Below are 26,648 nucleotides of genomic sequence, written 5' to 3'. Positions count from 1 at the left end.
GCTAGCGCGCCGGGCAGAGCCTCGGCAGCCGATCCACGGTCTCCACCCGCACCGGTTCGTCCTCGCCCCACCAGTTGGCGACGGCCGTGTAGCACACCCGCAATTTCCCGCGGCGGGTCTCGAAACGCTGCTTGCTCGTATAGGCGAAGCACGATACCGACGCCAGATGGCCGAGTTCCCGCATGGCGATGGCGCACCGCCGCACGGCTTCGACGGGGTCCTCGCCGGGGTACAACGTGAAGTAGAAACCCTTGGCGGTACGGTCGTATGACTCCGAATCGACCAGACGGCCTTTGTCGCTCCATTGCTCCGCGGCTGCGGCGGCGCCGCATGCCGACGAGGCAACGAGCAACATGCCAATGGCCACCCACCTCGAATGCATCCGAACCCCTTCGTCCCTACCGCGTCGGTCAGTGTATATCGACGCGACGACGGTTGGGGACGGCAGCCGCCGGCTGACATGACGGGCCAGGGCTGTCATCATCCGGCCCTTGTGCCGCCCTGGGCCGGGCTTCCGCCCTGTCCGTTCGACCGGAGTCACCATGTCTCATAGCGCTATCCGCCGCGACGTCGGCGCCTTTGCCCTCATGCTCACCGGCCTGGGCTCGATCATCGGCTCAGGCTGGCTGTTCGGTGCCTGGCACGCCGCCCAGCTCGCCGGCCCCGGCGCCATCTATGCCTGGATCATCGGCGCCGTCATCATCCTCTTCATCGCCCTCACCTACGCGGAATTGGGCGCGATGTTCCCCGAGTCGGGCGGCATGGTGCGCTATGGACACTATTCCCATGGCTCCCTCGTCGGCTTTATCGCCGGCTGGGCGAACTGGATCGCCATCGTCTCGGTGATCCCCGTCGAGGCAGAAGCCTCAGTCCAGTACATGGCGTCCTGGCCGTGGGAATGGGCGGCCTGGACGAAAGACCTGTACGTGGTGACCAACGGCCACGGCGAACTCACGCCTCCCGGCCTGGCCATCGCAGTGGTGCTGGTGCTGGTGTACTTCTTCCTGAACTTCTGGAGCGTGAAGCTGTTCGCCAAGAGCAACACGGCGATCACCGTCTTCAAGCTCGTCGTCCCCGCCGCCACCGGCATCGCGCTCATCGCCACCAGCTACAACCCGGGCAACTTCGACATCGGAGCGCACGGGGGCACGCACGCGATCGACATCTCGTCGATCCTCACCGCCGTCGCCATCTCGGGCATCGTCTTCAGCTTCAACGGCTTCCAGAGCCCGGTGAACCTCGCGGGCGAAGCGCGCAACCCGGGCCGCAGCGTGCCGCTCGCGGTCATCGGCTCGATCCTCCTGGCCACGGTGGTCTACGTGCTGCTGCAGATCGCGTTCATCGGCGCTGTGCCGCCGGATCAGCTCGGCAACGGCTGGGCCGGCCTCGAATACGCGTCGCCCTTCGCGCAGCTCGCCACGGCGCTGATGATCAACTGGATGGCCATCCTGCTCTATGCGGATGCGTTCGTGAGCCCGAGCGGAACCGGCGCCACTTACACGGCCACCACCGCACGCATGATCTACGCGATGGAACGCAACGGCCACCTGCCGAAGATCTTCGGCCATATCCATCCGCGTTTCGGTATCCCGCGCCCGGCGATGTGGCTCAACCTCGTCGTCAGCTTCATCTTCCTGTTCTTCTTCCGCGGCTGGGGCACGCTGGCGGCGGTGATCTCGGTGTCGACCATCATCTCGTACCTCACCGGCCCCGTGAGCGTCATGACGCTTCGCCGCACCGCGCCGGAACTGAAGCGCCCGCTGCGCATTCCCGGGCTTCCGGTGCTCGCCGCGCTGGCCTTCATATTCGCCACGGAACTGCTCTATTGGGCGAAGTGGCCGCTGACCGGCGAGATCATCCTCCTGATGGTCGTGGCGCTGCCGCTGTACTTCTATTACACCGCCAAGAGCGGCTGGGAAGAGTTCGGCAAGCACATGAAGGGCGCCTGGTGGCTCATCGTCTACCTGCCCGTCATCGCGTTCGTATCGTGGGCCGGCAGCAAGACGTTCGGCGGCCGCGATTACATTCCCTATGGTTACGACCTCGCCCTGGTCGCCGTGATCGGCGCCATCTTCTACTTCTGGGGCATCGCCACGGGCTGGCGCACGCCGATGGTGGAGGCCGCACGCTTCCACCACGACGACCTGGAGCCCGGCGAACCGGACCTCCCGCCCAGTGCGGACGAAGCCGAGAAGATCACCGGCCACCGTTAAGAAGAAACCGCCCCTCGGGGCGGTTTTTTTGTGGGAGCCGGCTATGCCGGCGATCCCGCGGCAGCGGGCCGGCTTGCCGCGAGCACCCATCGCCGCTGAAGCGGCTCCCACACAAAGCCGGCAGTCAGATAGCCAGACACCCTAGACGGATCAAAGGGCGAGCACGTCGCCCAGCAGGGCCTGCGCCGTGATTTCCGGACCCGCGCCCGGTCCCTGGATGACCAGCGGCGTGGCGTGGTAGCGCGTGGTGGTGAGGGCGAACTGGTTGTCGGTGCCGCTGAGCCGTGCCGCCGGGTGATCGGGGGCGACTTCCACCAGTCCCACGCGTGCGCGACCGCGCTGGTTGAGACGCGCGAGGTAGCGCAGCACCTTGCCGTTGGCCCTGGCTTCCGCATGTCGACTGCGCAGAGGCTCGTCCAGTTCGTTAAGCCGGTCGAGGAATTCGCCGGTGCCCACGTCGCGCAGCGCGGCAGGCACCAGGCTTTCCACTTCCACTTCGTCGCTTCCCAGCGCGAAGCCCGCGTTGCGCGCGATGATCAACAATTTCCGCGCCACGTCTTCCCCGGAAAGATCCGAGCGAGGATCGGGCTCGGTGAAACCGAGGCGCCGCGCATCGCGCAGGAGCTCGGAGAATGGACGGCTGCCGTCGTATTGGTTGAACAGCCATGACAAGGAACCGGAGAAAACGCCCTCGAGGGTGAGCAGGCTGTCACCGCAGCTCCGCAGGCGACGCAGCGTGGAGAGAACCGGCAGGCCCGCCCCCACGGTGGCGGCATCGCCGTAGACCATGCCGTCGGCGGCCGCCTTTTGCAGCGCACGCCAGCCGGGCAACGGGCCACCGGCCAGCGCCTTGTTCGCCGTGACGACGTGGTAACCGGCCGCCAGCCATTCGGGATGCCGGCTGGCCTCGACGGCGCAGGCGGTGGCGTCGATGACCACCTTGCGAGCGGCGCCGGTGGCGTCCAGGGCCGCCAGCAACGGTGCATCGTCGCGCTCTTCCCGACCGCGCGCCAGCCGCTCCGAAACCTCCGAGGGCGAGACGCCCTCGGCGAGCACATGCTGGCGTTTCGAGTTGGCCGCCCCTACCAGGCGCAAGGAGCGTGCGGCCGGGGTGCCCAGCAACGTGAGCAACGCGCGGCCCACGACGCCGGTGCCGAGCAGTACCACGGCCGTACAGGGAGCCTCCGTTGCGGGAGCGATGGCGACCGCGCTCATGCGCCGACCTTGCGTTTCGAGACCGCCGAGGCGACCGCGGCCGCGCGTGCGAGCCCTGCCTCGATGTCTTCGATGAGGTCGTCACCGTCCTCGATGCCGACCGACAGGCGCAACAGGTTGTCGGCGATGCCGGCCACCCGGCGCGCCTCCGGCGCCATGGCCGCGTGCGTCATCGTGGCCGGGTGCGCCACGAGGCTTTCCACCCCACCCAGCGATTCCGCGAGCGAGAAGTAGCGCAGGCCGTCGACGAAGGCTTCGATGGCATCGGTGCCGCCGGCAACCTCGAAGCTCAGCATGGCACCGAACCCATACTGTTGGCGCTGGGCCAGCGTATGGCCGGGATGCGAGGCAAGACCGGGGTAGTAGACCTGCTCGACGGCGTCGTGGCCGTCCAGCACGCTGGCGATGCGGCGCGCGTTCTCTTCGTGCGCCCGCAGGCGCACGGACAACGTGCGCACGCCGCGCAGCGTGAGGTAGCTGTCGAACGGCGAGCCGGTTACGCCATTGCAGTTGCCCCACCACTTGAGCTGTTCGACCACCGCCGGATCGGCGGCGACGACCGCGCCGCCCACCACGTCGCTGTGGCCGTTGATGTACTTCGTGGTGGAATGCACGACGATGTCGGCACCGAGCTTCAACGGCTGCTGCAACGCCGGGGAAAGGAAGGTGTTGTCCACCACGGTCAGCGCGCCGGCGGCACGCGCAGCCTGCGCCACATGGCGCACGTCGGTAATGCGCAGCAGCGGATTCGAGGGCGTCTCTATCCAGACCAGCGCGGGTCGCGCGGCCAGGCCGTCGGCAAGCGCCGCCGGATCGGTGAAGTCGACGAAGCGCACCTGGAAGCGCCCCTTGCGCGCCCACGCGTCGAGCAGGCGCCAGGTGCCGCCGTAACAATCATGGGCGGCGAGCACGAGCGCGCCGGCCGGCACGAGTTCCAGCGCCAGCGCCACCGCCGACATGCCGGTGCCCGTGACGACCGCGCCCGCGCCCTCTTCGAGTTCGGCAAGCGCTTCGGCGAGAAGGTCGCGCGTGGGGTTGCCGCTGCGCGAGTAGTCGTAAGCGCGCTTACGGCCGAAGCCTTCGAACGTGTAATTCGTGGACAGGTGCAGCGGCGGCACTACCGCGCCATGCTGCGTATCGCATTCGATGCCGGCGCGCACGGCGCGGGTCGAGGGACGACGGGAATCGGTCATGGCTCAGTGGTCTCCGCAACAGTCGTTGAGTGCCTGACGCAGCACGGGCGCGAGCTGCACGGTTTCTTTGAGGAAGGCGTCGTGTCCGAAGGGCGAATCCAGCACTTCGAGCGTGGCGGTGCCACCGAGACGGCGCTGCAGTTCGCACAGATCGGCCAGCGGCACGAGCCGGTCGGACGGGAACCCGACCAGCGTGGCGGGCGCCGTGACCTGCTCCGGGACGACGTCGTGCAGGTCGATCGATTCGGACAGCGCAAGGAAGCGCTCGGGGTCGAACCTCTCGACGAAGCGGCGTCCGGCGTGTTCGAGATAGTCCTCCACGGGAAAGTGGAAACGACCGTCGCGAAGCTCGGGGCCGGCGGCGAAACGGCGCGAGAATTCCTCGCTGCCGCGGTAGGTGGTCATGGCGAGCTGGCGCGCGAGCGCGAGGGCCTCGCCGGTGCGGCCCGACGCGAGTCCGAGCCGTACGATGCCGCGCTGCACCGAGCGCTGCGCCGTGGCGAGCGGGTGCGGGCGATGCGCTCCTGCCAGGAGAACCAGGGACTTGACCTTGCCGGGGTACAGGGCGCCGAAGGCGAGGCCCACCATGGCGCCGTAGGACGATCCGACGAAGGCCTGTACGCGGCCCACGCCCAGCTCGTCCACCAGCGCGGCGAGCGCGGCCGCCTGGTCTTCGCTCGACACCGACGCCACGCCGTCGATGTCGGCGGGCACCAGCCAGTCGATGGAAAGGACACGGCAGGCGGCCAGGTCGATGGCGGCGCCTTCCGCCACCAGAGCGTCCCACCAGCCCGTGCTGCGCTCGCGGCCGGCGCATACGTCGCGATCGGCGGAGATGCCGCCCTGCACGATGACGGTGGGGGCGTCCGGCGCACCGCACCACAGGTAGCGCACATCCACCCCGACGGGATCGCTGCCGTACTTAGGGGAAATGACGACGCGTCGGGTCCCGCGCTGCTCGGTAAGGTCGGAGGCACGACGAGACGCGGCGGGTGTGGCCACGGGGGAGAGGGAGATCACGGTGGCGGGCTCTGCTGGCATGTCCGGTTCCTGTCGGGATCGAGCCCCTGCGGAAACCGGTAGGTCTGCCTGCGCCACGGGTACGCGAACGCGTGCCCCTAACGGACATTCCCATCTATCGGCTGGCGTGACACACGCCCCGCAGGAGTTGGCACCGTCGCGGAAATCCGCAGGTTGCCCCGGCTTCAAAGGGCCTGTCCCTCAGCCGGTCTCGATGAGTGGAACCGACGATACGCACGGATGCCCGCCATGTCAACAGACGTTTAGACGTCCAGATGTCCAATCTCGATCCACAAGGGCCATCTCCTGTGGGAGCCGGCTGTGCCGGCGATCCCGCGGCAGCGGGCAGGCTTGCCGCGAGCACCCATCGCCGCTGAAGCGGCTCCCACACGGAGCGTTCGCATCCTGGCGGTCTGCGATCCTCGCTCTGCGCGATCCGTCCTGCCCGCAAATTCCTGCTAGAATAGGGGGTTAGCCCGAATCAGCGACCCCAGACCGATGTCCGCACACCTCACCGAAACCCGCCGCCGGCGCAGCTTCGCCATCGTCAGCCACCCCGATGCGGGCAAGACCACCCTGACCGAGAAGCTCCTTCTGTTCGGAGGCGCCATCCAGATGGCCGGATCGGTGAAGAGCCGCAAGGCCGCACGGCATGCCACCTCGGACTGGATGGCCCTGGAAAAGGAGCGCGGCATCTCGGTCACGTCGTCGGTCATGCAGTTCCCGTACAACCAGGCGATCGTGAACCTGCTCGACACCCCGGGCCACGCGGACTTCTCGGAAGACACCTATCGCGTGCTCACGGCGGTCGATTCGGCGCTCATGGTCATCGACTGCGCCAAGGGCGTGGAGGAACGCACCATCAAGCTCATGGAGGTCTGCCGCCTGCGCGACACGCCGATCATGACCTTCATCAACAAGCTCGACCGTGAAGGCCGCTCGCCGATCGATCTGCTCGACGAGGTTGAATCGGTGCTCGGCATCGCCTGTGCCCCGGTGACATGGCCCATCGGCATGGGTTCGCGCCTGAAGGGCGTGTACCACGTGCTGTTGGACGAGGTGCACGTGTTCGAGCCCGGCAAGAACTTCACCCGCCAGGACTCCACGATCTTCAAGGGCCTGGACCATCCCGAACTTGCCGCGAAGATCGGCCAGGCGGCGCTCGACGAACTGCGCGAGGAACTGGAACTCGTGCTCGGCGCATCGAATCCGTTCGACGTGGAGGCGTATCTGGCCGGCAAGCAGACACCGGTGTTCTTCGGCTCCGCCGTGAACAACTTCGGCGTGCAGCTGCTTCTCGATTTCTTCGTGGAGCACGCGCCTTCCCCGCGTCCGCGCAGCACCCTCACGCGGGAAGTGAAGCCGGAAGAGGAGAAACTGACCGGCTTTGTGTTCAAGATCCAGGCAAACATGGACCCCGCCCACCGCGACCGCGTGGCGTTCATGCGCGTGTGCTCGGGCACGTACACCGCCGGCATGAAGATGCAGCAGACGCGCACCGGGAAGGAAGTGCGCATCGCCAACGCGCTCACCTTCATGGCCTCCGACCGCGAGATCGTGGAGCGCGCCTATCCCGGCGACGTCATCGGCCTGCACAACCATGGCACCATCACCATCGGCGACACGTTCACCGAGGGCGAACCGCTTTCCTTCACCGGCATTCCCAACTTCGCACCCGAGCTCTTCCGGCGTGCGCGCCTGCGCGACCCCATGAAGATGAAGGCCCTGCAGAAGGGCTTGGCACAGTTGTCGGAGGAAGGCGCCACGCAGTTCTTCCGGCCGCTGATGTCGAACGACCTGATCCTCGGTGCGGTCGGCGTGCTGCAGTTCGACGTGGTGGCCTACCGCCTCAAGGACGAATACAACGTGGACGCCACGTTCGAACAGGTGGGCGTGGCCACGGCACGCTGGATCCACTGCGACGACACAAAGAAGCTGGAAGAGTTCCGGGAGAAGAACGCCGGCAACCTCGCCATCGATGCCGCGGGCGAGCTGGTCTACCTGGCGCCCACCCGCGTTAACCTGCAACTCGCGCAGGAACGCTGGCCAACGGTGCGCTTCTCGGCCACGCGCGAACACGCGGCCTCGGTCGAGGTCTAGCCCCGAAGCGGGCCTACATCGGCGATGGATTGAGGAAGCGGTGGATGGCCTGCACCACCACCGATCCTTCGCCCACGCTGGACGCCACGCGCTTGATGGAACCCGAGCGCACGTCGCCCACGGCGAACACGCCACGGAGCGTGGTGGCAAAGGGTGAGGGCGTGGCGTAGCCGTCCGCGTCCCGCCCGGTCAGCACGAACCCTTTCCGGTCGAGGTCGAGGCAGCCGTCCAGCCAGGCGGTGTTGGGCTCCGCGCCAATCATGACGAACAGACTGCCCGCCTTGATCCGCTTCTGCGCGCCGTCCGCGCATCGCCAACCCACCTCGCGCAAGTAAGCATCGCCGTCCAGGTGATCCACCTGGCAGCGGGTATGCAGCGTGATCCGCGGCGACTGTGCGATACGCTGCACCAGGTAATCGGACATCGTCGCGGCCAGCCCGTCGCTGCGCACCAGGATGTGCACGTGTGCGGCGGTGCGGGCGAGGAACACCGCCGCCTGCCCGGCGCTGTTGCCGCCGCCGACCACGACCACTTCCTCGCCGGCGCAGAGCGTGGCTTCCATCGCGGTGGCGGCGTAGTGGATACCCTGGCCTTCGAAACGCTCGTAGTCGAGGTGGTCCAGCTTGCGGTAGCGTGCGCCGGTGGCCACCACCACCGCGCGGGCGCTGACCGATGTGCCGTCGTCGAGCAGCAGGCGATAGGGGTGCCTGGCGCAATCCATGCCCTGCACCGACCGCGCGATGGCCATGTGCGCACCGAATTTCATCGCCTGCACCTGCGCACGCCCCGCGAGGGCCTGGCCCGAGATGCCAGTGGGAAAGCCGAGGTAGTTCTCGATCTTGGAACTCGTGCCGGCCTGGCCACCCGGCGCCAGGGCTTCGAGCACCAGCGTGTCCAGCCCTTCGGACGCGGCATATACGGCAGCCGCCAACCCGGCCGGGCCCGCACCGATCACGGCCACATCGTGCACGTGATCGCCGTCGAGCAGGATGGTGATGCCGAGTTCGTCCGCCAGTTGGGAGGTGGTGGGACAACGCAGCACGCGGCGATCCGGCATGACCACCACGGGGCATTCCGACGGGCGGACACCCAGGCAGTCCAGCAGGTGCACGGCGTCCTCGTCGACGTCGGTGTCGAGCAACCGGTACGGGTAGCCGTTACGGATGAGGAAGCTGCGCAGGCGTATCGTATCGGCGGCGTGCGAGGAACCGACGAGAATCACGCCGCCCTGCCCGCTCTGGATCAGGCCCACGCGACGCAGGATGAACGCGCGCATGATGATCTCGCCGATGTCCGGCTCCCCGGAAACGAGCTTCCGGAAGGCCGTGGGGTCCACGCGCACGAGTCGCGAGTCAGCCCCTGTGCGGCCATTCACCAGGGCCTGCCTTTCGCTGAACAGATCGACCTCACCGGTGAACTGGCTGGGACCGTGCACCACGAACACGTTTGGCTGGCCGTCCTTGTCGAGGTCGTAGATCTCGATGCAGCCTTCGATCACGAAAAAGTAGTCGATACGCCGATCGCCCCGGCGGAAGAGCACGGTGCCCGCGGGCACCATTTCCTCGACACCGTATTTCACCAGACGCGCCGCCATCTCGTCGTTGAGCTGCGGGAACGTCTGCTCGCGCCGGTTCTGCGGGCTGGACGGGTCGTTGTCGGGCGGAATGGCCATCGGTGTCGATCCAGGAACGCGGATAGGTAACCAGGGACCTTAACGGAACCGGAGCGGGGCGGCTTGTATCGGAACACCATGATGCCTGCGTAGACTGCGGCTGCAAGCCCATCGACCGAGAGCCCCATGTCCGCCCAACCCACCGAAGCGACGACACCGACACCATCACTGCCCCTGCCCCTTCGGCTCCTGCGTTCGCCCCTGGGCCGCATCGTTGCCTTCTTCATCACGATGATCGCGCTTCGCTTCATCGCCGGACGTGTCTACGACGGCCTGGGCCTGCCCCGCACCAACCTTTCCTTCGATCAGGTCACCCCGTTGATCGAGGCGCTGCGTCTGGCCCCGGTCGTCCTCGCTTACTGGTTGCTCGTGCGCACCATCGAGCATCGCCGGGTGGACGAGCTGGCGGCGCGAAAAGCCGTTCCGCATCTCCTGCTCGGCATCGCCGGCGGTGCCGTCGTGTTCTCGCTGGTGGTCGGCACCCTGTGGGCGCTGGGTGCCTACGTGGTCGACGGCGTGAACCGCGACGTGCACTGGCTCGGCCCCATCCTGGTCATGGGCGTGGGGGCCGGAGTCGGCGAGGAAATCGTCAGCCGCGGCGTCATTTTCCGCATCGTCGAGGAAGGGCTGGGCACATGGGCGGCGCTGCTGCTCTCGGCTGCGGTGTTCGGCGGCCTGCACATCTGGAATCCGAACGCCACGGCCTGGAGCGCGCTAGCCATCGCGCTCGAAGCGGGGCTGCTGTTCGGCCTGCTTTACCACGTGACCCGCTCCTTGTGGGTCTGCATGGGGGCGCACGCCGCATGGAACGTGGCCCAGGGCCCCTTCTACGGCGTGCCGGTCTCGGGTTTCGAGCAACGCGGCCTTCTGGGTTCGCACATGCAGGGCCCCGACTGGCTGACCGGCGGCGCCTTCGGGGCCGAGGCTTCGGTGGTCGCGCTGGGCCTGTGCTCGGTGGCGACTGCCGCCTGCCTGGCGATCGCCGTGCGCCGTGGCAGCCTGCTGGCCCCGTCGTGGCGACGGAAGCGCGCCGCCATCGCGTGACCGGCGTCACATTATGAGCCGCGTCCCACGGACGAGCGCGTCCGTTGGGTGTACCAACGGAGACGAAGACTCGTCGTCTGCCGGAACCAGCGATCCACGCATGCCCAATCCCACCACGCGGAACACCTGGCTGGCCGACCAGCCGTTGCAACGCAAGATCCTCCTCGCCATCGGCGCGCTGCTGGCCCTGTTCGTCGCCACCAACCTCGCGAACCTGGCTTCGATCGGCCGTGAGGCCGAAAGCCGCGACTGGTCGTCGCACACCTATGTGGTGCTGCTCACGCTGGCGGACGTGAGCGATGCGGCGCGAGCACGGCAGGCCGCGGTGCGCGGTTACCTGCTGAACCGCGACGAGGGGGAATACGCCGACTTCGAAGCCGCGGACGCCGCGCTTTCGAGCCACCTGGCAACGCTTCGCCAGTTGACGGCCGACAACCCGCTGCAGCAGTCGCGCCTCGACCGGCTCCAGGACCTCCTTGACCGCTGGCGCGAGGACACCGTCGCCCACGCGCTGCGTCCGATGCGTGACGCCAGCGGCGACCCCACGCCGGAAGCCGCAGCGGCGCGCGAGGCGATCCGCGCGCGCTATTTCGCGGACCGCAGCGTGACGACGGGCAACATGCGCAAGCTCATCGACACGATGTCTTCCGCCGAACGCGCCCTGCTCGACGTGCGCAATGCCAAGGTGGAGCGTCAACTGCGCCTCACCCGCTGGATCGACCTGGGCTCCCTGCTCGCCTGTCTCGCCTTCGGACTGTTCGTGATCCGCATGACCGCCCGTCTGGTCACCCGCCCGATCGTGAAGATGACCGGCCTCATGACGCGGCTCGCCGGCCACGACCATACGGTCGAGGTACGCCAGCTGACGCGTGGCGACGAGATCGGCGAGATGGCCCGCGCGTTGCAGGTCTTCAAGGAGATGGCCATCGAATCCGACAACCAGACCTGGTTGAAGTCGTCGGTGGCCTCCATCTCCAACAGGCTGCAGCAGGCCACCACCTTCGGCACCTTCGCCGGCACGCTCATGTCCGAACTGGCGCCTCGCCTGGGCGCCGGCCTCTGCGCCTTCTACGCAAGGCGGCCCGAGACGAGGAAGTTCGAGCTGCTGGGCAGCTACGGATACAAGACACAGCAGCAGGCGCCACGCATGGTCGAGCCCGGCGAGGGGCTGGTGGGACAGGCGGCGCTCGAACGCCACGCGATCGTGTTGAACGACGTGCCCGACAATTACGCAAGCATCCACTCCGCCACCGGTGGTGCACCGCCACGAAGTGTCGTGCTGCTGCCGGTGATTTCGCGGGAGGACGTGCTCGGCGTGATCGAAGTCGCCAGCTTCGCGCCCCTGACCGACGTGCAGCGGGAATTGCTCGACGAACTGATGCCGATTGTCGCCCTTTCGCTGGAGAACCTGCGCCGCACGGCCGAACTGCAGGAGCAGTCGCAGCGCCTGATGGCCTCGGAAGAAGAACTTCGCGTGCAGGCGGAGGAACTGCACGCCTCCAACGAGGAACTTCGCGACAAAGGGAACGCGCTCAACCGGCAAAACGACGCACTGGAGGCGCTGCAGCGGGAAACGCAGGAGAAGGCCGAGGAACTGGCACGGGCGAGCCGGTACAAGTCCGAGTTCCTCGCCAACATGTCGCACGAATTGCGCACGCCGCTGAACAGCCTGTTGATCCTCTCGCGCAGCCTGGCCGATAACGACGAGAACAACCTCACCGGGGAGCAGGTCGAATCCGCCCGAATCATCCACGATGCGGGCTCCAGCCTGCTCCGCCTCATCAACGACATCCTCGACCTCTCGAAAGTCGAGGCGGGCAAGATGGAACTTGCCATCGACACCGTTTCCCTCGCCGACCTGGTGCGCACGCTAGGCCGCACCTTCAACCATGTGGCACGCGAAAAGAAGCTCAGCTTCGAGATCCGGCTGTCGCCGGAACTCCCCGCCACCATCCGCACCGACGGCGGCAAGCTGGAACAGGTCGTCAACAATCTCCTGAGCAATGCATTCAAGTTCACCTCGCGGGGCGGTGTCGACGTCGACATCGCACGGCCCGCCAGGAATGCGCAGCTGCCGGCGGGACTGGATCCCGCGCGGAGCATCGCCATCGCCGTCAAGGATTCGGGCATCGGTATTCCCGCCGACAAGTTCCAGAAGGTGTTCCATGCGTTCGAGCAAGTGGATGCGAGCACCAGCCGCCAATTCGGAGGTACGGGGCTGGGCCTGGCCATCTCGCGGCGCATCGCCGCGCTGCTCGGCGGCGACATCGGCTTGCGCAGCGAACCCGGCGACGGCAGCACCTTCACGGTCTACCTTCCCGAGGACACTCCCGATCCGGACGGCCGCCCGGAGGCGATCCCGGCGCAGCGCGCCGCCGCGGAGGCTACCCTTCCCGTGTCGCCGGCGCTGCTTCCGGAGGGCATCGATGACGACCGGGCGGGCATCGAGCCGGGCGACACGGTGATCCTCGTCGTCGAGGACGATCCCGCCTTTGCCCGTATCCTGGCCGACATGATCCGGCGCAAGGGTTACCGCGTGCTGGCGGCGACAGACGGCGAGTCGGGCCTTGCCCTCGCACGCCGCCATCGCCCCACAGGCATCCTGCTCGATGTGATGCTTCCAGGCATGGACGGCTGGACGGTGATCGAGCGTCTCAAGGCGGACGCGGTCACCCGGCACATACCGGTGCACTTCATTTCAGCCACCGACGACGCGACGCGCGGGCTGGAACTCGGCGCGGTCGGCTTCCTCACCAAACCGGTAAGCCGGGAATCCATCATTGCAGCCTTCGACCGCCTCGTGCATTTTTCGGAAGGTCGCGCACGACAGGTCCTGGTGGTGGACGACGACGCGGGCGCCCGCGCCGCCGTACGCACGCTGCTGAAAGACGACGAAGTCACTGTCGACGAGGCCGGCACCGGAGAAGACGCGCTGGCGATGACGGCCGGCAAGACCTACGACTGCATCGTGCTCGATCTCGGGTTGCCGGGCATGTCGGGATTCGACTTCCTGGAACAGCTGTCGCAGCGGGGAAACGCGCCGCCAGTGGTGGTCTATTCCGGCCGCGACCTCTCGCGCGAGGAGAGCATGCGCATTCGCCGGCACACCGACAGCATCGTGCTGAAGGGCGCACGTTCCCCGGACCGCCTGCTCGACGAAGTGAGCCTGTTCCTTCACTCGATCCGTCAGGGCGCTTCTTCCACTGCCGGGGCGACGCACGCTGCGTCTGCCGACAGAGAGGCCGCCCTGCAGGGGCGCCGCGTGCTCCTCGTGGACGACGACATGCGCAACCTTTTCGCGTTGTCGAAAGTACTCCGCGGCAAAGGTATCGACGTGGCCATGGCCCAGGACGGTCGGAAGGCGCTGGACCTGCTGGACAAGCGCCCCGACCTGGAACTGGTGCTGATGGATGTGATGATGCCTGGCATGGACGGCTACGAAACCATGCGCGAGATCCGCGCACGACCGACCGTGGCGCACGTTCCCGTCATTGCGCTCACGGCAAAGGCCATGCGAGGCGATCGCGAACGATGCCTTGAAGCCGGCGCCAACGATTACCTGGCCAAGCCCATCGACGTGAATCGCCTGCTCTCGATGATCCGCGCATGGCTTCCGCCTCTCGACTGACATGGACGTCAAAGACACCGAAACCCGGCCATGAATCCGATCCGCCCCAAGATCCTCGTCGTCGACGACACGCCCGGCAACCTCGTCGCGATGCGCCGGCTTCTCGCGCGCGCCGATGCCGACATCTTCGAAGCGTCCAGCGGCAACGAGGCGCTGGCGCTCTGCCTGGACCACCAGTTCGCCCTGGTGCTGCTGGACGTGAACATGCCGGAGATGGATGGCTTCGAGGTGGCGCAACTCATCTCGGAAGCGGACCACCTGCGCGAGACGCCGATCATCTTCGTCACCGCTGCCTACGCGGACGACATCAACCGGATCAAGGGATACCGTTCCGGCGCGGTCGATTACATCGCCAAGCCGATCGACGACGTGATCCTCCAGTCCAAGGTCAGGATATTCCTGGAGCTCTACCGCGCCCGAGCGCTGCTGCAACAGGCGCTGGACGAGCTGTCGTTGCGGAACGCCCAGCTCACGAGCGAGGTGGCCGAGCGCATCCGCATGGAACAACTCGTGCGATACCAGGCCACGCACGACGCGCTCACGGGGCTGCCCAACCGCATGCTGTTCCGCGAACGCATGGAGGAAGCGATCGCGACCGGTGCCGACGACACCCGCTACGCCCTCGCCTACGTGGACATCGACGGGTTCAAGGCCGTGAACGATGAACAGGGACATGCCGCCGGCGACGAACTGCTGAAGGCCATCGCGGGGCGCATCGACGCACGTACCCGTGCCACCGACACCGTGGCGCGCCTGGGCGGCGACGAGTTCGCCGTGCTGCTGCACGATACGCCGGACGGGGCCACCGCCCTCGCCCGTTGTCAGGTGCTGTGCGAAGCCATCGGCGAACCCTATACGCTCGATGTCGGCGAACAGCGGCTCCCGGTCCGGATCGGAGCCAGCATCGGCGTCACACTGTTCGAGCGAGGCGCGGACTACGACGACGTGGTCATCGCCGCGGACGTGGCGATGTATGTTGCCAAGCGCGGCGGAAAGAACCGCTGCGTGCTGGGCTGACCGGCCGCCTTCCGTCAGAGCGAAGCTAGAAACGTTTCCAGCAGGGCGCCGCGGTAGCGCTGCCGGTGCAGCAGCACCGACAGGGTCCGCCTCAGGTCGAGGAACGGCGTGGAAAGCACGACGAGGCGCCCTGCCTGCACCGCGTCGCCGACGGCCACTTCCGGCAGGCAGGCAATGCCGAGGCCGGCGATAACCGCTTGCTTGATGGCCTCGGACTGGTCCAGTTCCAGCACCGTGGTGCCTTCGGGCAGTTCGGCCAGGGCGCGCTCGCTCAAGGCACGGGTGGCCGACCCGCGCTCGCGAAGCACCCAGCGCTGCCCGGCGAAATCCTCGCGGCGCAGCCGTTTCTTCGCCGCCAGCCCATGATCGGGCCTGGCGCAAACCACCAGACGGTCCTCCCGCCAGGGACGCACTTCCAGCGCCGGGTGCGTCACGGGCCCTTCGACGCAACCGACGTCGAAGTCGTGATCGAGTACGCCCTGCGCGATGCGCGCGGTGTTGGCCACGCCCAGCCGCAACGACACACCCGGATGCGCGGTGGCATAGGGGCCCAGCAGGTCGCCCACGAGGTAGTTGCCGATCGTGTTGCTCGCGCCCACGCCGATCTCGCCGGCCAGCCCGGTCACCGAGCCCTGGGCCATGCGTGCGAATTCGGCATGGCGCTCGATCAGTTCGCGCGCCAGCGGAAGCAGCTGGCGGCCGCGATCGTTGAGCCGCAGACGACCGCGTTCGCGCGAAAACACCGGGGAGCCGATCTGCCGTTCCAGTTCGGCCAACGCCATGCTGGCCGCAGGCTGGCTCATGAAAAGCCGCTCGCTGGCCGCACGCACGCTGCCGGACGTGGCAACGGCCACAAAGACCTCGATCTGGCGGGGACTGAACGACTGCATAAGTATTTTTTATACCTACCATAAAGCATTTTCAATATGCTTATGATATGTCGGCACGGACAATAGGCGCAGCTTCCAAAGGGAATCCGCCCGTGTCCTCGATTGCCGCCACTCCGTCCGCACCGTCGCGCCTTCCCGGCGTGCTCCTGGCCTTCGCCATCGCCGCCGTGGCCTATGGGCTGGGCCGTCTCATGCCTCTGGTGGGCGGCGCTGTCTGGGGCATCGTGCTCGGTATCGTGGTGCGCCAGTTCGCACCGCCGGGGGCACGCTTCCTTCCGGGCATCCGCTTCGCCTCGAAGCAGGTGCTGCAGTGGTCCATCGTGGCGCTCGGTTTCGGCCTCAGCATCACCCAGGTGGCGCACACGGGGCTGGAATCGCTTTCCGTCACGCTCGCCACGGTGGCAGCGGCCGGATTGGCGGCATGGGGGCTCGGCAAGCTGCTCCGTGTAGACGACGCGCTCAAGCTCCTGATCGGCGTGGGCACCGCGATCTGCGGAGGCTCAGCCATTGCCGCCATCGTGCCCATCGTGAAGCCGGACGAGCACGACACGGCTTTCGCGATCTCCACGATTTTCCTCTTCAACCTGGTTGCCGTGCTGCTGTTCCCGCCCCTCGGACACTGGCTGGGCCTGTCGGATCTCGGCTTCGGACTCTGGGCAGGCACGGCAATCAACGACACGTCCTCGGTGGTCGCTGCCGGTTACACCTACAGCCACGCCGCCGGCGACTACGCCACCATCGTGAAGCTGACCCGCGCGACGCTCATCATTCCCATCAGCCTCGCCATCGCGTTCGTCGTGGCGTGGCGGCACAAGCGCGGCGGCGCCTCCGACTTCAGCCTCGCGAAGATCTTCCCCTGGTTCATCCTGTGGTTCCTCGTCGCCTCCGTCATCCGCACGACCGGCATCGTTCCGGCGCCGGCGCTGCCGGCGATCCACTTCATCGCGGAGTGTCTGATCATCGTGGCGCTCACCGCCATCGGCCTGTCCGCGGACCTGCGCCGCATGGCCTCCACCGGGCACCGTCCGATCCTGCTTGGCCTGGGCGTGTGGGCGGCGGTAGCGCTGACCAGTCTGCTGGTGCAGCACCTCATCGGGCGCTGGTAAGAGCCCGCCCGGCTCAGACCGGATCGGGATGAAGGCTTTCGCGCTCGTGCTGCGGGGGCAAGGCGAAAAGAAGCGCAAGCACCATCAGGTGCGCCGCAGCCGAGAGCAGCGCCGACCAGGTGGCCGACACGACCTGGTAAGGCAGGATGTCGTCGATCAGCACATTGGCGAGGTTCCATCCCCAGTGCAGACCGACCGCCAGCCACAGCGAGCCGGTGCGGACCACGGCGGCGGCATAGGCGAGGCCGAAGCAGAACAGCATGGCCCACTCCGCCGGGCCGGCGCCGAGACGGTAGACGTGGTTGAGCAGGTACACCACGCTGCTTGCGAGCACGAAGGTCCACGGCAGCCAGCGCACGCGGATGGCACGATAGAGGAAGCCGCGCGTGAGGATGTCCTCGGCCAGGGAAGGCACGAAGGTCGCAACCAATGCCCATGGAATGGACGAAAGGAAGGACACGGCGGCGACCGGTGGCGCAACCGGTGCGCGCGCCAGGTACACGTTGAACGCCATGCCGATGCAGACGGCGACATATTTCACCAGCAGGGCCAGCGCCAGTCCGCCGGCCAACAGCAGCGGCGCGGCCCGCTGCCACCCCAAGGCGTAAGCGTCGTAACCGCGGAAGCCCAGCCAACGGCCCAGGGGCCACGCGACAGCGACCATGGCCACCATGAAGGCGGCCTGCACTGCGAAGTTGTCCAGCAGGCGTGCACCCACGCCCTCCGCGGCCTGGTACAGGATGAACAGGAGAGCGAAGGCGAGAGCGGCACGCCGACGGTGGTCCTGAAGCATGGAGGTCTCGGCAGGTAGGATGGCGCCCGGCAAGCTTAGGGCTGGGGCCCCGCGCGCGCCATAGCATTTTCGCCTATGTTCGCGCTTACGCTTTCAGCGGTCGTCTCGCGTCCAGATGAAGCCGTCCTCTTCGCGCACGGGGAAGACGGTGACCGGCTCATAGGCGGGCGGACAGGTGACCTCGCCCGTGCGCAGGTCGAAACGCGCACCGTGACGCACGCACTCCACCTCGAAGCCGGTGACGGGGCCCCCGGCCAACTCGCCGCCATCGTGGGTGCACACGTCTTCGATGGCGTAGAGGTCGCCGTCGATGTTGTAGACGGCGATGGCGGTGTCGCCGTCCCATACCACCTTGTATTCCCCCGGCAACAGCTGGCTGCGCGTACCGACGTTTATCCACCCGTTCATGCGCGCAGGTCCTTGGTCAGGTATTCGAAGCGGAGATCGTCGCGCTGGGGGATGCCGAACCGCTCGTCGCCATAAGGAAACGGTTTGGTACGCCCTGTGCGCGCATAGCCCCGGCGTTCGTACCAGGCGATCAGTTCGTCGCGGATGTCGATCACCGTCATCTCGACGCGCTCGCAGGCCCATTCCTCCCTGGCGATGCGCTCCACCTCGCCGATCATCAGGCGCCCGATGCCGGTGCCCTGGAAAGGCGGATGCACCGAGAACATGCCGAAGTAGCACACGGGGCCCTGCCGCTCGATGTAGCACGAGGCGGCCACCGTACCGTCGCGCTCGAACAGCACGAATCGCCCGCCCTCACCGGCAAGCAGTTCCTCGATCTCGGCGACGTCGGTACGGCGGCCGTGCAGGAAGTCGGCCTCGGTGGTCCACCCCGCCCGGCTAGCGTCGCCACGGTAGGCGGATTCGACCAGGGCCGCGATGACGGCGGCGTCGGCGTGGGTGGCGGTACGGAAGGTGTGTTCAAGGCTCATGCGGCGAATCTTACTGTGGGAGCCGCTTCGCGGCGACGGGGTCGCTGCAAGCCGGCCCGCTGCCGCGGGATCGTCGCTGAAGCGGCTCCCACACAAACCAATGAGCCTCAGAGGAGGAGCTTGCGGACCTTCGCGATGGCCTCGATGAAACCGTCCACCTCGGCCTTCGTGTTGTAGAAGGCCAGCGAGGCGCGAAGCGTGGCCGGGACGCCGAAGAAGTGCATCAGCGGATGGGCGCAGTGGTGACCGGAACGCACGGCGACGCCCTGCAGGTCCAGCAGCGTAGCCATATCGTTGGCATGGGCACCTTCGATGAGGAACGACACCACCGGTTCGCGCTCCTTCGCGCGCCCGAAGATGCGTATCCCGGGCACGCGTTCCAACGCGTCCATGGCGTAGGCGAGCAGTTCTTGCTCGTAAGCGTGGAGCCGCTCGAAACCGATGCCTTCGATGTACTCGATGGCCGACGTGAGCCCTGCGAAGCCAGCGATGTTCGGCGTACCGGCCTCGAAACGGTGCGGCGGATCGGCAAACACGGTGCCGTCGAAGCGCACCTCGCGGATCATCTCGCCGCCACCGAAGAACGGAGGCATGGCCATCAGGTGCTCGCGCTTCGCCCAGAGCGCGCCGGTGCCGGTGGGCCCCAGCATCTTGTGCCCCGTGACGGCATAGAAGTCGCATCCCAGCGCCTGGACGTCGATCGCGCGATGTGGGGCCGCCTGGGAACCGTCGACGAGCAACGGAATGCCGCGCTTGTGGCATTCGCGCGCGATCTCGCGCACGGGGTTCACGGTGCCGAGCACGTTCGATACGTGGGCGACACAGGCGAGTTTCACGTCGGGCGTGAGCATCTCGACGTATTTCTCGAGGATCAGTTCGCCACTGTCGTCAATCGGCGCGGCCTTCACCGTCGCGCCAGTGCGTTCGGCCACGAGTTGCCACGGCACGATATTGGCGTGGTGCTCCATCACCGTGGTGAGGATGGCGTCGCCTTGCCTGAGCTTCGGCAAGGCATAACTGTAGGCAACGAGGTTGATCGACTGCGTGGTGCCGGACGTGAGGATCACCTCGTCGCGTGACGGCGCATGGATGAAACGGGCCATCGCGTCGCGGGCGCCTTCATAAGCCGACGTGGCCTCCTCGCCCAACTGGTGCACCGCACGCGCCACGTTCGCGTTGTGCAGACGGTAGTGCCGGTCGACCGTCTCGATGACCGACACCGGCTTCTGCCCGGTATTGGCGTTGTCGAAATAGATGAGCGGCTTGCCGTGAACCGTGCGCGACAGCAGGGGGAAGTCGGCGCGAATGCGCTCGACATCCAGCGGCGGCAGGGCTGACGCGGGCTTGGCGTTCATGGCATAACTCCGAAATCGTTTATTCGGCGGGGCCGGTCGGCAGGTGGGCGACCAGCCGTTCCCCGAGGTATTCGCGCAGGGTGTCGTTCTGCAGGGACTCGAGCGCCGCGCGGCAGAAAGCGAGCGTGAGCAGGCTGCGTGCCTCGGCCAGCGGAATGCCGCGCGAGCGCAGGTAGAACAGCGAGCGCTCGTCGAGCTGGCCGATGGTCGCGCCGTGCGCAGCCTTCACCTCGTCGGCGTAGATTTCCAGTTCCGGCTTGGTGTCGATCTCGGCCATGCCGGACAGCAGAAGGTTCTTGTTGCTGAGCGCGGCGTCGGCACCGTCGGCACCTTCGGCGACCAGGATCGCACCGCGGAACACGCCGCGCGAGCGCCCGTCGGCGATACCGCGCCACAATGCGTCGGAGGCGGTATTGCGCGCCTTGTGGCGGATCTCGAGCTGCGTGTCGGCATGCTGCCGCCCCGCGAGCGCGAAGACGCCGCGCGAGTCGAAACGTGCACCGTCGCCATCCAGATCCGCGTGCAATTCATGACGAACCAGACCACCGCCCAGTTCCAGGGCATGGAGTGTTGCCTGGGCACCGGCGTCGATCCGCACATGGCCGCGTCGCACCAGCGTCGTCGCCGACGAAGCGTCCTGCAGCACGACCAGTCCGAGGCGGGCACCCTCCCGCAGCACGACATCGGCAACGACGGTGCCCAGTTGCGTGGCGTCGCCGGCGGAGACGAAGTGTTCGACGATGTCCGCCGCGGCATCCTTGCCCACTTCCACCAGCAGGCGTACATGCCACGCGGTGTCCGCCTGGCTGCTACTGGATACGTGCACGACGTGCACCGGGCGGCTTACCGTCGCACCCTCGGCAATGCGCAGAACGAAACCGTCAGTAGCCAGCGCGGCATTGAGGTGCACGAACGCATCGGCGGCGCCGCGGCGATAGCGATTGGCGAGCGCGAAGCGCAGCGGCTCCGGCTGCGAAGACAGCGCGGCCGACAGCGGTGCCAGTTCGATCCCGTCGGCATCGAGGGAGGAGAGGTCGGCACGGAACGCGCCGTCCACGAAGACGATGCGCGCACCGTCGACGCCCGGAAGCGTGAACAGCGTGGGATCGACGGCAATACCCGCCGCGGCCGTCCGGTCGGCCAGCACGAAGGCGCGTTGCGACAGCGCCCGCAGCGGCGTGTATTTCCAGGCTTCGTTGCGCCCCTCCGGCAAGCCGCCTTCGGCGAATGCCTGCAGGTTCTCGCGGCGGGCGATGTCGAGCCACGCAATGCCGCTGTCGGGCAGACCGTCGGCGGCATCCAGGGCCGCCCGCACGAACGGGGACGGCAGCGGATTCATGCCGGCGCTCCGGCAAGGTCGGCCTTGCGCAGTTCCGGATGGGTCTCGGCCAGCCAGGCGTAGCCCTGTTCTTCCAGCTTCAGTGCCAGGTCCTTGTCGCCGCTTTCGACGATGCGGCCACCGGCCAGCACGTGGACGAAATCAGGCTGGATGTAGTCGAGCAGGCGCTGGTAATGGGTGACGATGACGAAGGAACGGTCCGGCGAGCGGAGCGCGTTCACGCCTTCGGCCACCTGCTTCAGCGCGTCGATGTCCAGACCGGAATCGGTCTCGTCGAGAATCGCCAGCTTCGGCTCGAGCACGGCCATCTGGAAGATCTCGTTGCGTTTCTTCTCGCCGCCGGAGAATCCTTCGTTCACCGCGCGATGCAGCAACTCGTCGGAGATCTGCATCACTTTCAGCTTCTCGCGCACCAGCTTCAGGAAGCGCATGGAGTCCAGTTCGTCCTCACCACGGAACTTCCGCTGCGCGTTGAGCGCGGCACGCAGGAAGTAGGTGTTGTTCACCCCGGGAATTTCCACCGGATACTGGAAGGCGAGGAACACGCCTACGGCGGCGCGCTCTTCCGGCTCCAGCGCGAGCAGGTCGCGACCGGCGAAATCCACCGTACCCTGGGTGACCTCGTAACCGTCGCGGCCCGCCAGCACGTTGCCGAGCGTGGACTTGCCGGCACCGTTAGGGCCCATGATGGCGTGCACCTCGCCCGGCTTCACCGTGAGCGAGAGGCCTTTGAGGATCTCCTTGCCTTCGACGCGGGCGTGGAGGTTGTCGATCTTGAGCATGTGCATGGCGCTGTCCAATCAGGGCGTGAGGTGCGAGAGCGCGTCGAGCGCATCGTCGCGGCGTTCCCAGGGCACGAAGATGTGATCGTGCAGGAACGCGGAAACGGGGTTGCAGGGAATGCCGCGCCTCGCCAGCGCGGCGGAAACGGCGGCCATCATGCCGACGGCGGTAAGGCTGGACTGCACGCGCAGCGTGATCCGGGCCCACAGCAGGCGCTCGCTGCCGGCGATCTCGTCGCTATCCACGTCGACGATGAGCGTGGTGCCCTCAGCCTCGCGGAACATCATCAAGGCGTCGGCCATGCGCTCGCGCGCCTTCTCGTGCGACACGTGCAGGAAGCGCTTCGGCACCGGATCGATCTCGGGATCGAGCGCGGCGAGCAGGGCACGCAGGTCGGTCAGACCCGGTGCGGAGCCGGCGATGCCCATCAGCCCACCGCGCCTTCGAGGGACACCTCGAGCAGCTTCTTCGCTTCCACGGCGAATTCCATCGGCAGCTCGCGGAACACCTGCTTGCAGAAACCGTCCACGATCATCGACACCGCGTCTTCCTCGCCAATGCCGCGCGAAAGGCAGTAGAAGAGCTGGTCGTCGGAGATCTTCGACGTGGTGGCCTCGTGCTCGACGATGGCGCTGGGATTCTTCACTTCCATATACGGGAAAGTGTGCGCACCGCATTTCTTGCCGATGAGCAGCGAATCGCACTGCGTGTAGTTGCGCGCGCCCTCGGCACCCTTCTCGATCTTCACCAGCCCGCGATAGCTGTTCGAGCTGCGGCCGGCGCTGATGCCCTTGGACACGATCTTCGACTTCGTGCCCTTGCCGATGTGGATCATCTTGGTGCCGGTATCGGCTTGCTGGCGGTGGTGCGTGAGGGCCACGGAATGGAACTCGCCCACCGAGCGGTCGCCACGCAGCACGCAGCTGGGGTACTTCCAGGTGATGGCCGAACCGGTTTCCACCTGCGTCCAGGAGATCTTCGAATCCGCGCCACGGCAGTCGCCGCGCTTGGTCACGAAATTGTAGATGCCGCCGACGCCGTTCTCGTCGCCCGGGTACCAGTTCTGCACCGTGGAGTACTTGATTTGCGCGCGCTCCAGCGCGACCAGTTCCACCACGGCCGCATGCAGCTGGTTCTCGTCGCGCATGGGCGCGGTGCAGCCTTCCAGGTAAGACACATAGGCGTCGTCTTCGGCCACGATGAGCGTGCGCTCGAACTGCCCCGTGTTCATCGCGTTGATGCGGAAATACGTGGACAGTTCCATCGGGCAACGCACGCCCTTCGGGATGAACACGAAGCTGCCGTCGGAGAACACCGCCGAGTTCAGGGCGGCGAAATAGTTGTCGCCCGCCGGCACCACGCTGCCGAGGTACTGGCGAACGAGGTCGCCGTGATCGCGGATGGCCTCGGACATGGAACAGAAGATGACACCGGCCTCGGCCAGTTCCTTGCGGAACGTGGTGCCCACGGACACGGAATCGAACACCGCGTCCACGGCCACGCCGGCCAGCCGAGCACGCTCGTGCAACGGCACACCCAGCTTCTCGTACGTTTCCAGGAGCTTGGGATCGACCTCGTCCAGCGACTTCGGACCGGCCTTGGGCGCGGAGTAATAGCTGACCGCCTGGTAATCGATCGGCGCGATATCGAGCTTCGCCCAATCCGGCTCCGGCATGGTGAGCCAGTGACGATAGGCGGCGAGGCGCCACTCGGTCATCCACTCGGGCTCGCCCTTGATCGCCGACAACTGGCGAACGGTGTCCTCGTTCAGGCCCGGGGGAAGCGTGGTGGATTCGATGTCGGTGACGAAGCCCGCCTCGTAGCGGCGGTTGAGGGCCGCCTCGACTTCGGCGTTGTCGCGTACCGGCGCTGCCACTTCGCGTGTCATGTTCTCACTCTCGTTCATGCGTTTGCCTGTACGGCCGGCGCCGCGGGGCGCGCAGCCAGCATCTGTGCCAGGGTCATGGCGCGCAGCACGCCGTCGATGGTTCCGGAAACGGAGCGCCAACTGCCACTGACGCCGCAACTGGACTGCCGCTCGCAATGCCCCTGGGCCATGCTGCATTCCGTGAGGCCGATGGGGCCCTCCATCGCCTCGACGATCTCGGCGAGGCTGATCATTTCCGCCGGCCGCGCCAGGCGGTAGCCGCCGTTGACGCCGCGGAACGATTCCACCAGCCCCGCGTGGCCGAGCAGCTTCAGCAGCTTGGATACGGTGGGCAACTCCAGACGCGCCTCTTCCGCGATCTGGGCGGTGCTCAGAACGTCGGAAGGATGGGCGGCGATGCAGGTCATCACCACCGTCGCGTAGTCGGTCAGTCGGCTGACACGGAGCATGGGGAACGGGCGATCGTCAATATCGGACCAAAATGGTACTGATTTGACCCGCGAAAGGCAAGGTCGTGGAAGGCCGCGCGTCTCTTACGGCGTCACGAAACCGCGCTGGCGACACCCCTGCGACCCATAAGCTCCGCGCCGACGCCATGCCCCCACTTGGCCCACCACACGCCCCAATGTGGTGCTTTCTTGTGCCCATGCCACGGCGCCATGCGGCCTGCAGCGTGGCATGAAACCTGCTGACGCCTCACCGGGCCAAAGAAGGGGCAAGCCATGAAGTGGATAAACGCGATCATCAAGCCATTCACGCTGGACGACGTGCGGGAGGCGCTGGCCGAGGTGGGCATCCAGGGGATGACGGTCACCGAGGTCAAGGGATTCGGCAGGCAGCATGGGCATACCGAGCTTTACCGCGGCGCGGAGTACGTCGTGGATTTCCTGCCCAAGCTCAAGCTGGAAGTGGCGGTGACGGACGAACAGCTGGAGCGGGCCATCGAAGCGATAAGCCACGCCGCCCGGACCGGCAAGGTGGGCGACGGCAAGATTTTCGTGCTCGATCTCGAGCAGGCCATTCGTATCCGCACGCAGGAGGTCGACGACGATGCGCTTTGACCTTACCCGAACCATGGCGGGCTGTGCCCTCCTCCTCCCCTGCACGGCGTTCGCCCAGGCCGCTGCGCCCGCAGCGCCCGATTCCGGCGACACGGCCTGGATGCTCGCCGCGACGGCGCTCGTGCTCATGATGACCATCCCCGGACTGGCGCTTTTTTATGGCGGCATGGTCCGCGCCAAGAATCTCCTGTCCGTGCTGATGCAGTGCTTCGCGATCACCGCGGTGGTCACGGTGGCGTGGATCGTCTACGGCTACTCGGTAGCCTTCGACGATGCCGGCATGGCCACGGGAACCACGGGGCTGCATTCGTTCGTGGGCGGGCTCGGGCATGCCATGCTCGCCGGTCTCGCGCCGGCCACGATGCACGGCACGATTCCCGAACCGCTGTTCGTGATGTTCCAGATGACGTTCGCCATCATCACGCCTGCCCTCATCGTCGGTGCGCTTGCCGAACGCATGAAGTTCTCCGCGCTGCTGGTGTTCACGCTGTTGTGGCTCACCGTGGTCTACCTGCCGCTGGCGCACATGGTGTGGGGCGGCCCGGGATCGTTCCTCGGCGACTTGGGCGTCATCGATTTCGCCGGCGGCACTGTCGTGCACATCAACGCAGGTATCGCGGGCCTCGTCGGATGTCTGGTCATCGGGAAGCGCCGCGGGTATCCGCATACACCCATGCCGCCGCACAACCTGGGCTACACGCTCATCGGAGCGAGCATGCTCTGGCTGGGTTGGTTCGGCTTCAACGCCGGTTCCGCGCTCGCAGCGAACGGCAGCGCGGCGATGGCGATGCTCGTGACACAGGTGGCGACCGCGGCCGCGGCCATCGGCTGGACCGCAGTCGAATGGATCGTCCACCGCCGCCCGAGCGTGCTGGGTATTGCGTCGGGTGCGGTCGCCGGTCTGGTGGCCATCACACCCGCAGCCGGCTCGTGCGGCCCCGGCGGTGCGCTGGTTCTCGGCCTTTGCGCCGGTGTGGTCTGCTTCTTCTGCGCCACGCGGCTGAAGCGCCGCCTCGGCTATGACGACTCGCTGGACGTCTTCGGTGTGCATGCCGTCGCGGGCATCCTGGGCGCCTTGCTCACCGGCCCGCTGGCGTCGCCGGCGCTGGGCGGCTACGCCGACGTGTCGCGACCGCTCGAACAGCTGTGGATACAGTTCGAGGGCGTGGCCTTCACCGTGGTGTATAGCGGGGCGTTGAGCTACGGCATTTTCAAGATCATCGCCATGACGATGGGATTGCGCGTGGACGAGGAGCAGGAAGAAATCGGCCTCGACCTCGCGTTGCACGAAGAGCGCGGGTACAACTTGTCCTGAGGTAGCAACCGGCGCATCGCCGTCGCGAAAGCTGTCCTTCCACCCACGCGAAGCGAGGGAACAGGAGGGACAGTCCGC

Annotated in this window: 23 protein-coding genes and 1 riboswitch; of the genes, 8 read left to right on the top strand and 15 right to left on the bottom strand. The window is 66.8% G+C overall.

The features are described 5' to 3' along the window. Position 1 precedes the first annotated feature (1 nt). Positions 2–382, bottom strand: a complete 381-nt coding sequence (locus FHS47_RS19365; protein ID WP_167032175.1) for a hypothetical protein — start codon at positions 380–382, stop codon at positions 2–4. Positions 383–542: 160 nt separating this feature from the next. Between FHS47_RS19365 and FHS47_RS19360 the strand changes: the two genes are divergently transcribed. Further along, positions 543–2,213 carry an APC family permease gene (locus FHS47_RS19360; protein ID WP_167032172.1) on the top strand — a complete coding sequence of 557 codons (1,671 nt, stop codon included), beginning with the start codon at positions 543–545 and terminating at the stop codon, positions 2,211–2,213. A gap of 150 nt (positions 2,214–2,363) precedes the next feature. Here the strand turns inward: FHS47_RS19360 and FHS47_RS19355 are convergent, their stop codons facing one another. From FHS47_RS19355 to FHS47_RS19345, 3 genes are read right to left on the bottom strand one after another with little or no spacing between them, the layout of a single operon-like run. Further along, positions 2,364–3,428, bottom strand: a complete 1,065-nt coding sequence (locus FHS47_RS19355; protein ID WP_167032169.1) for a homoserine dehydrogenase — start codon at positions 3,426–3,428, stop codon at positions 2,364–2,366. Next, positions 3,425–4,621: a cystathionine gamma-synthase gene (metB, locus tag FHS47_RS19350; protein WP_167032166.1), complete on the bottom strand. Its 1,197-nt coding sequence runs from the start codon at positions 4,619–4,621 to the stop codon at positions 3,425–3,427. Before metB ends, FHS47_RS19355 begins: the two co-directional genes overlap by 4 nt. Positions 4,622–4,624: 3 nt before the next feature. Next, positions 4,625–5,662 (bottom strand): homoserine O-succinyltransferase, encoded by a 1,038-nt coding sequence (locus FHS47_RS19345; protein ID WP_167032164.1) that lies wholly within the window; start codon positions 5,660–5,662, stop codon positions 4,625–4,627. A gap of 87 nt (positions 5,663–5,749) precedes the next feature. Next, a riboswitch (SAM riboswitch) is annotated at positions 5,750–5,862 on the bottom strand. A 277-nt stretch (positions 5,863–6,139) separates the two neighbouring features. Between FHS47_RS19345 and FHS47_RS19340 the strand changes: the two genes are divergently transcribed. After that, positions 6,140–7,741: a peptide chain release factor 3 gene (locus tag FHS47_RS19340; protein WP_167032161.1), complete on the top strand. Its 1,602-nt coding sequence runs from the start codon at positions 6,140–6,142 to the stop codon at positions 7,739–7,741. Positions 7,742–7,754: 13 nt separating this feature from the next. Here the strand turns inward: FHS47_RS19340 and FHS47_RS19335 are convergent, their stop codons facing one another. Next, the gene (locus FHS47_RS19335) at positions 7,755–9,413 is read right to left on the bottom strand and encodes an FAD-dependent oxidoreductase (protein WP_167032158.1); all 1,659 of its coding nucleotides are present in this window, start codon (positions 9,411–9,413) and stop codon (positions 7,755–7,757) included. A gap of 126 nt (positions 9,414–9,539) precedes the next feature. On the opposite strand from FHS47_RS19335, the gene FHS47_RS19330 reads away from it, so the two are divergent. The 3 genes from FHS47_RS19330 to FHS47_RS19320 all read left to right on the top strand — a co-directional run bounded on the left by FHS47_RS19330 (position 9,540) and on the right by FHS47_RS19320 (position 15,102). After that, positions 9,540–10,457, top strand: a complete 918-nt coding sequence (locus FHS47_RS19330; protein ID WP_167032155.1) for a CPBP family intramembrane glutamic endopeptidase — start codon at positions 9,540–9,542, stop codon at positions 10,455–10,457. A 100-nt stretch (positions 10,458–10,557) separates the two neighbouring features. Beyond that, positions 10,558–14,085, top strand: coding sequence for a response regulator (locus tag FHS47_RS19325; RefSeq protein ID WP_167032152.1), 3,528 nt, complete (start codon positions 10,558–10,560; stop codon positions 14,083–14,085). 30 nt (positions 14,086–14,115) lie between these two features. Further along, the gene (locus FHS47_RS19320; RefSeq protein ID WP_208382151.1) at positions 14,116–15,102 is read left to right on the top strand and encodes a diguanylate cyclase; all 987 of its coding nucleotides are present in this window, start codon (positions 14,116–14,118) and stop codon (positions 15,100–15,102) included. Between the two features lie 14 nt (positions 15,103–15,116). Here FHS47_RS19320 and FHS47_RS19315 read toward each other — a convergent pair whose 3' ends face one another. Then, positions 15,117–15,992, bottom strand: coding sequence for a LysR substrate-binding domain-containing protein (locus tag FHS47_RS19315; RefSeq protein WP_167032149.1), 876 nt, complete (start codon positions 15,990–15,992; stop codon positions 15,117–15,119). Between the two features lie 47 nt (positions 15,993–16,039). On the opposite strand from FHS47_RS19315, the gene FHS47_RS19310 reads away from it, so the two are divergent. After that, positions 16,040–17,098, top strand: coding sequence for a putative sulfate exporter family transporter (locus FHS47_RS19310; RefSeq protein ID WP_167032146.1), 1,059 nt, complete (start codon positions 16,040–16,042; stop codon positions 17,096–17,098). A 13-nt stretch (positions 17,099–17,111) separates the two neighbouring features. On the opposite strand, the gene FHS47_RS19305 is transcribed toward FHS47_RS19310, so the two are convergent. The 9 genes from FHS47_RS19305 to FHS47_RS19265 all read right to left on the bottom strand — a co-directional run bounded on the left by FHS47_RS19305 (position 17,112) and on the right by FHS47_RS19265 (position 24,643). Beyond that, complete coding sequence (locus tag FHS47_RS19305) at positions 17,112–17,891, bottom strand: type II CAAX endopeptidase family protein (RefSeq protein WP_167032143.1); 780 nt, start codon at positions 17,889–17,891, stop codon at positions 17,112–17,114. A gap of 93 nt (positions 17,892–17,984) precedes the next feature. After that, complete coding sequence (locus tag FHS47_RS19300; RefSeq protein WP_167032140.1) at positions 17,985–18,299, bottom strand: non-heme iron oxygenase ferredoxin subunit; 315 nt, start codon at positions 18,297–18,299, stop codon at positions 17,985–17,987. After that, positions 18,296–18,829: a GNAT family N-acetyltransferase gene (locus FHS47_RS19295; RefSeq protein ID WP_167032138.1), complete on the bottom strand. Its 534-nt coding sequence runs from the start codon at positions 18,827–18,829 to the stop codon at positions 18,296–18,298. Before FHS47_RS19295 ends, FHS47_RS19300 begins: the two co-directional genes overlap by 4 nt. A gap of 107 nt (positions 18,830–18,936) precedes the next feature. Further along, on the bottom strand, positions 18,937–20,184 hold the full coding sequence (locus tag FHS47_RS19290) for a cysteine desulfurase (protein WP_167032135.1): 1,248 nt from the start codon (positions 20,182–20,184) through the stop codon (positions 18,937–18,939). A 19-nt stretch (positions 20,185–20,203) separates the two neighbouring features. Further along, complete coding sequence (gene sufD, locus FHS47_RS19285; protein WP_167032131.1) at positions 20,204–21,523, bottom strand: Fe-S cluster assembly protein SufD; 1,320 nt, start codon at positions 21,521–21,523, stop codon at positions 20,204–20,206. Then, on the bottom strand, positions 21,520–22,305 hold the full coding sequence (gene sufC, locus FHS47_RS19280) for a Fe-S cluster assembly ATPase SufC (RefSeq protein WP_167032380.1): 786 nt from the start codon (positions 22,303–22,305) through the stop codon (positions 21,520–21,522). Before sufC ends, sufD begins: the two co-directional genes overlap by 4 nt. 18 nt (positions 22,306–22,323) lie before the next feature. After that, the gene (locus tag FHS47_RS19275; protein ID WP_167032128.1) at positions 22,324–22,734 is read right to left on the bottom strand and encodes an ACT domain-containing protein; all 411 of its coding nucleotides are present in this window, start codon (positions 22,732–22,734) and stop codon (positions 22,324–22,326) included. Further along, positions 22,734–24,194, bottom strand: a complete 1,461-nt coding sequence (gene sufB / locus FHS47_RS19270) for a Fe-S cluster assembly protein SufB (protein WP_167032377.1) — start codon at positions 24,192–24,194, stop codon at positions 22,734–22,736. The genes FHS47_RS19275 and sufB overlap by 1 nt, the downstream gene beginning before the upstream one ends. A 14-nt stretch (positions 24,195–24,208) precedes the next feature. Then, positions 24,209–24,643, bottom strand: coding sequence for an SUF system Fe-S cluster assembly regulator (locus tag FHS47_RS19265; protein WP_167032126.1), 435 nt, complete (start codon positions 24,641–24,643; stop codon positions 24,209–24,211). A gap of 273 nt (positions 24,644–24,916) precedes the next feature. Between FHS47_RS19265 and FHS47_RS19260 the strand changes: the two genes are divergently transcribed. Both FHS47_RS19260 and FHS47_RS19255 read left to right on the top strand, forming a co-directional pair. Continuing rightward, positions 24,917–25,255, top strand: a complete 339-nt coding sequence (locus FHS47_RS19260; protein WP_167032123.1) for a P-II family nitrogen regulator — start codon at positions 24,917–24,919, stop codon at positions 25,253–25,255. Further along, positions 25,245–26,570, top strand: a complete 1,326-nt coding sequence (locus tag FHS47_RS19255; RefSeq protein WP_167032121.1) for an ammonium transporter — start codon at positions 25,245–25,247, stop codon at positions 26,568–26,570. The genes FHS47_RS19260 and FHS47_RS19255 overlap by 11 nt, the downstream gene beginning before the upstream one ends. Positions 26,571–26,648 lie beyond the last annotated feature (78 nt).

Source organism: Luteibacter sp. SG786 (assembly GCF_011759605.1).
Classification (GTDB): Bacteria; Pseudomonadota; Gammaproteobacteria; order Xanthomonadales; family Rhodanobacteraceae; genus Luteibacter.
Note: the sequence above shows the minus strand (reverse complement) of the source record. Positions and strands in the feature narration are given on the sequence as shown.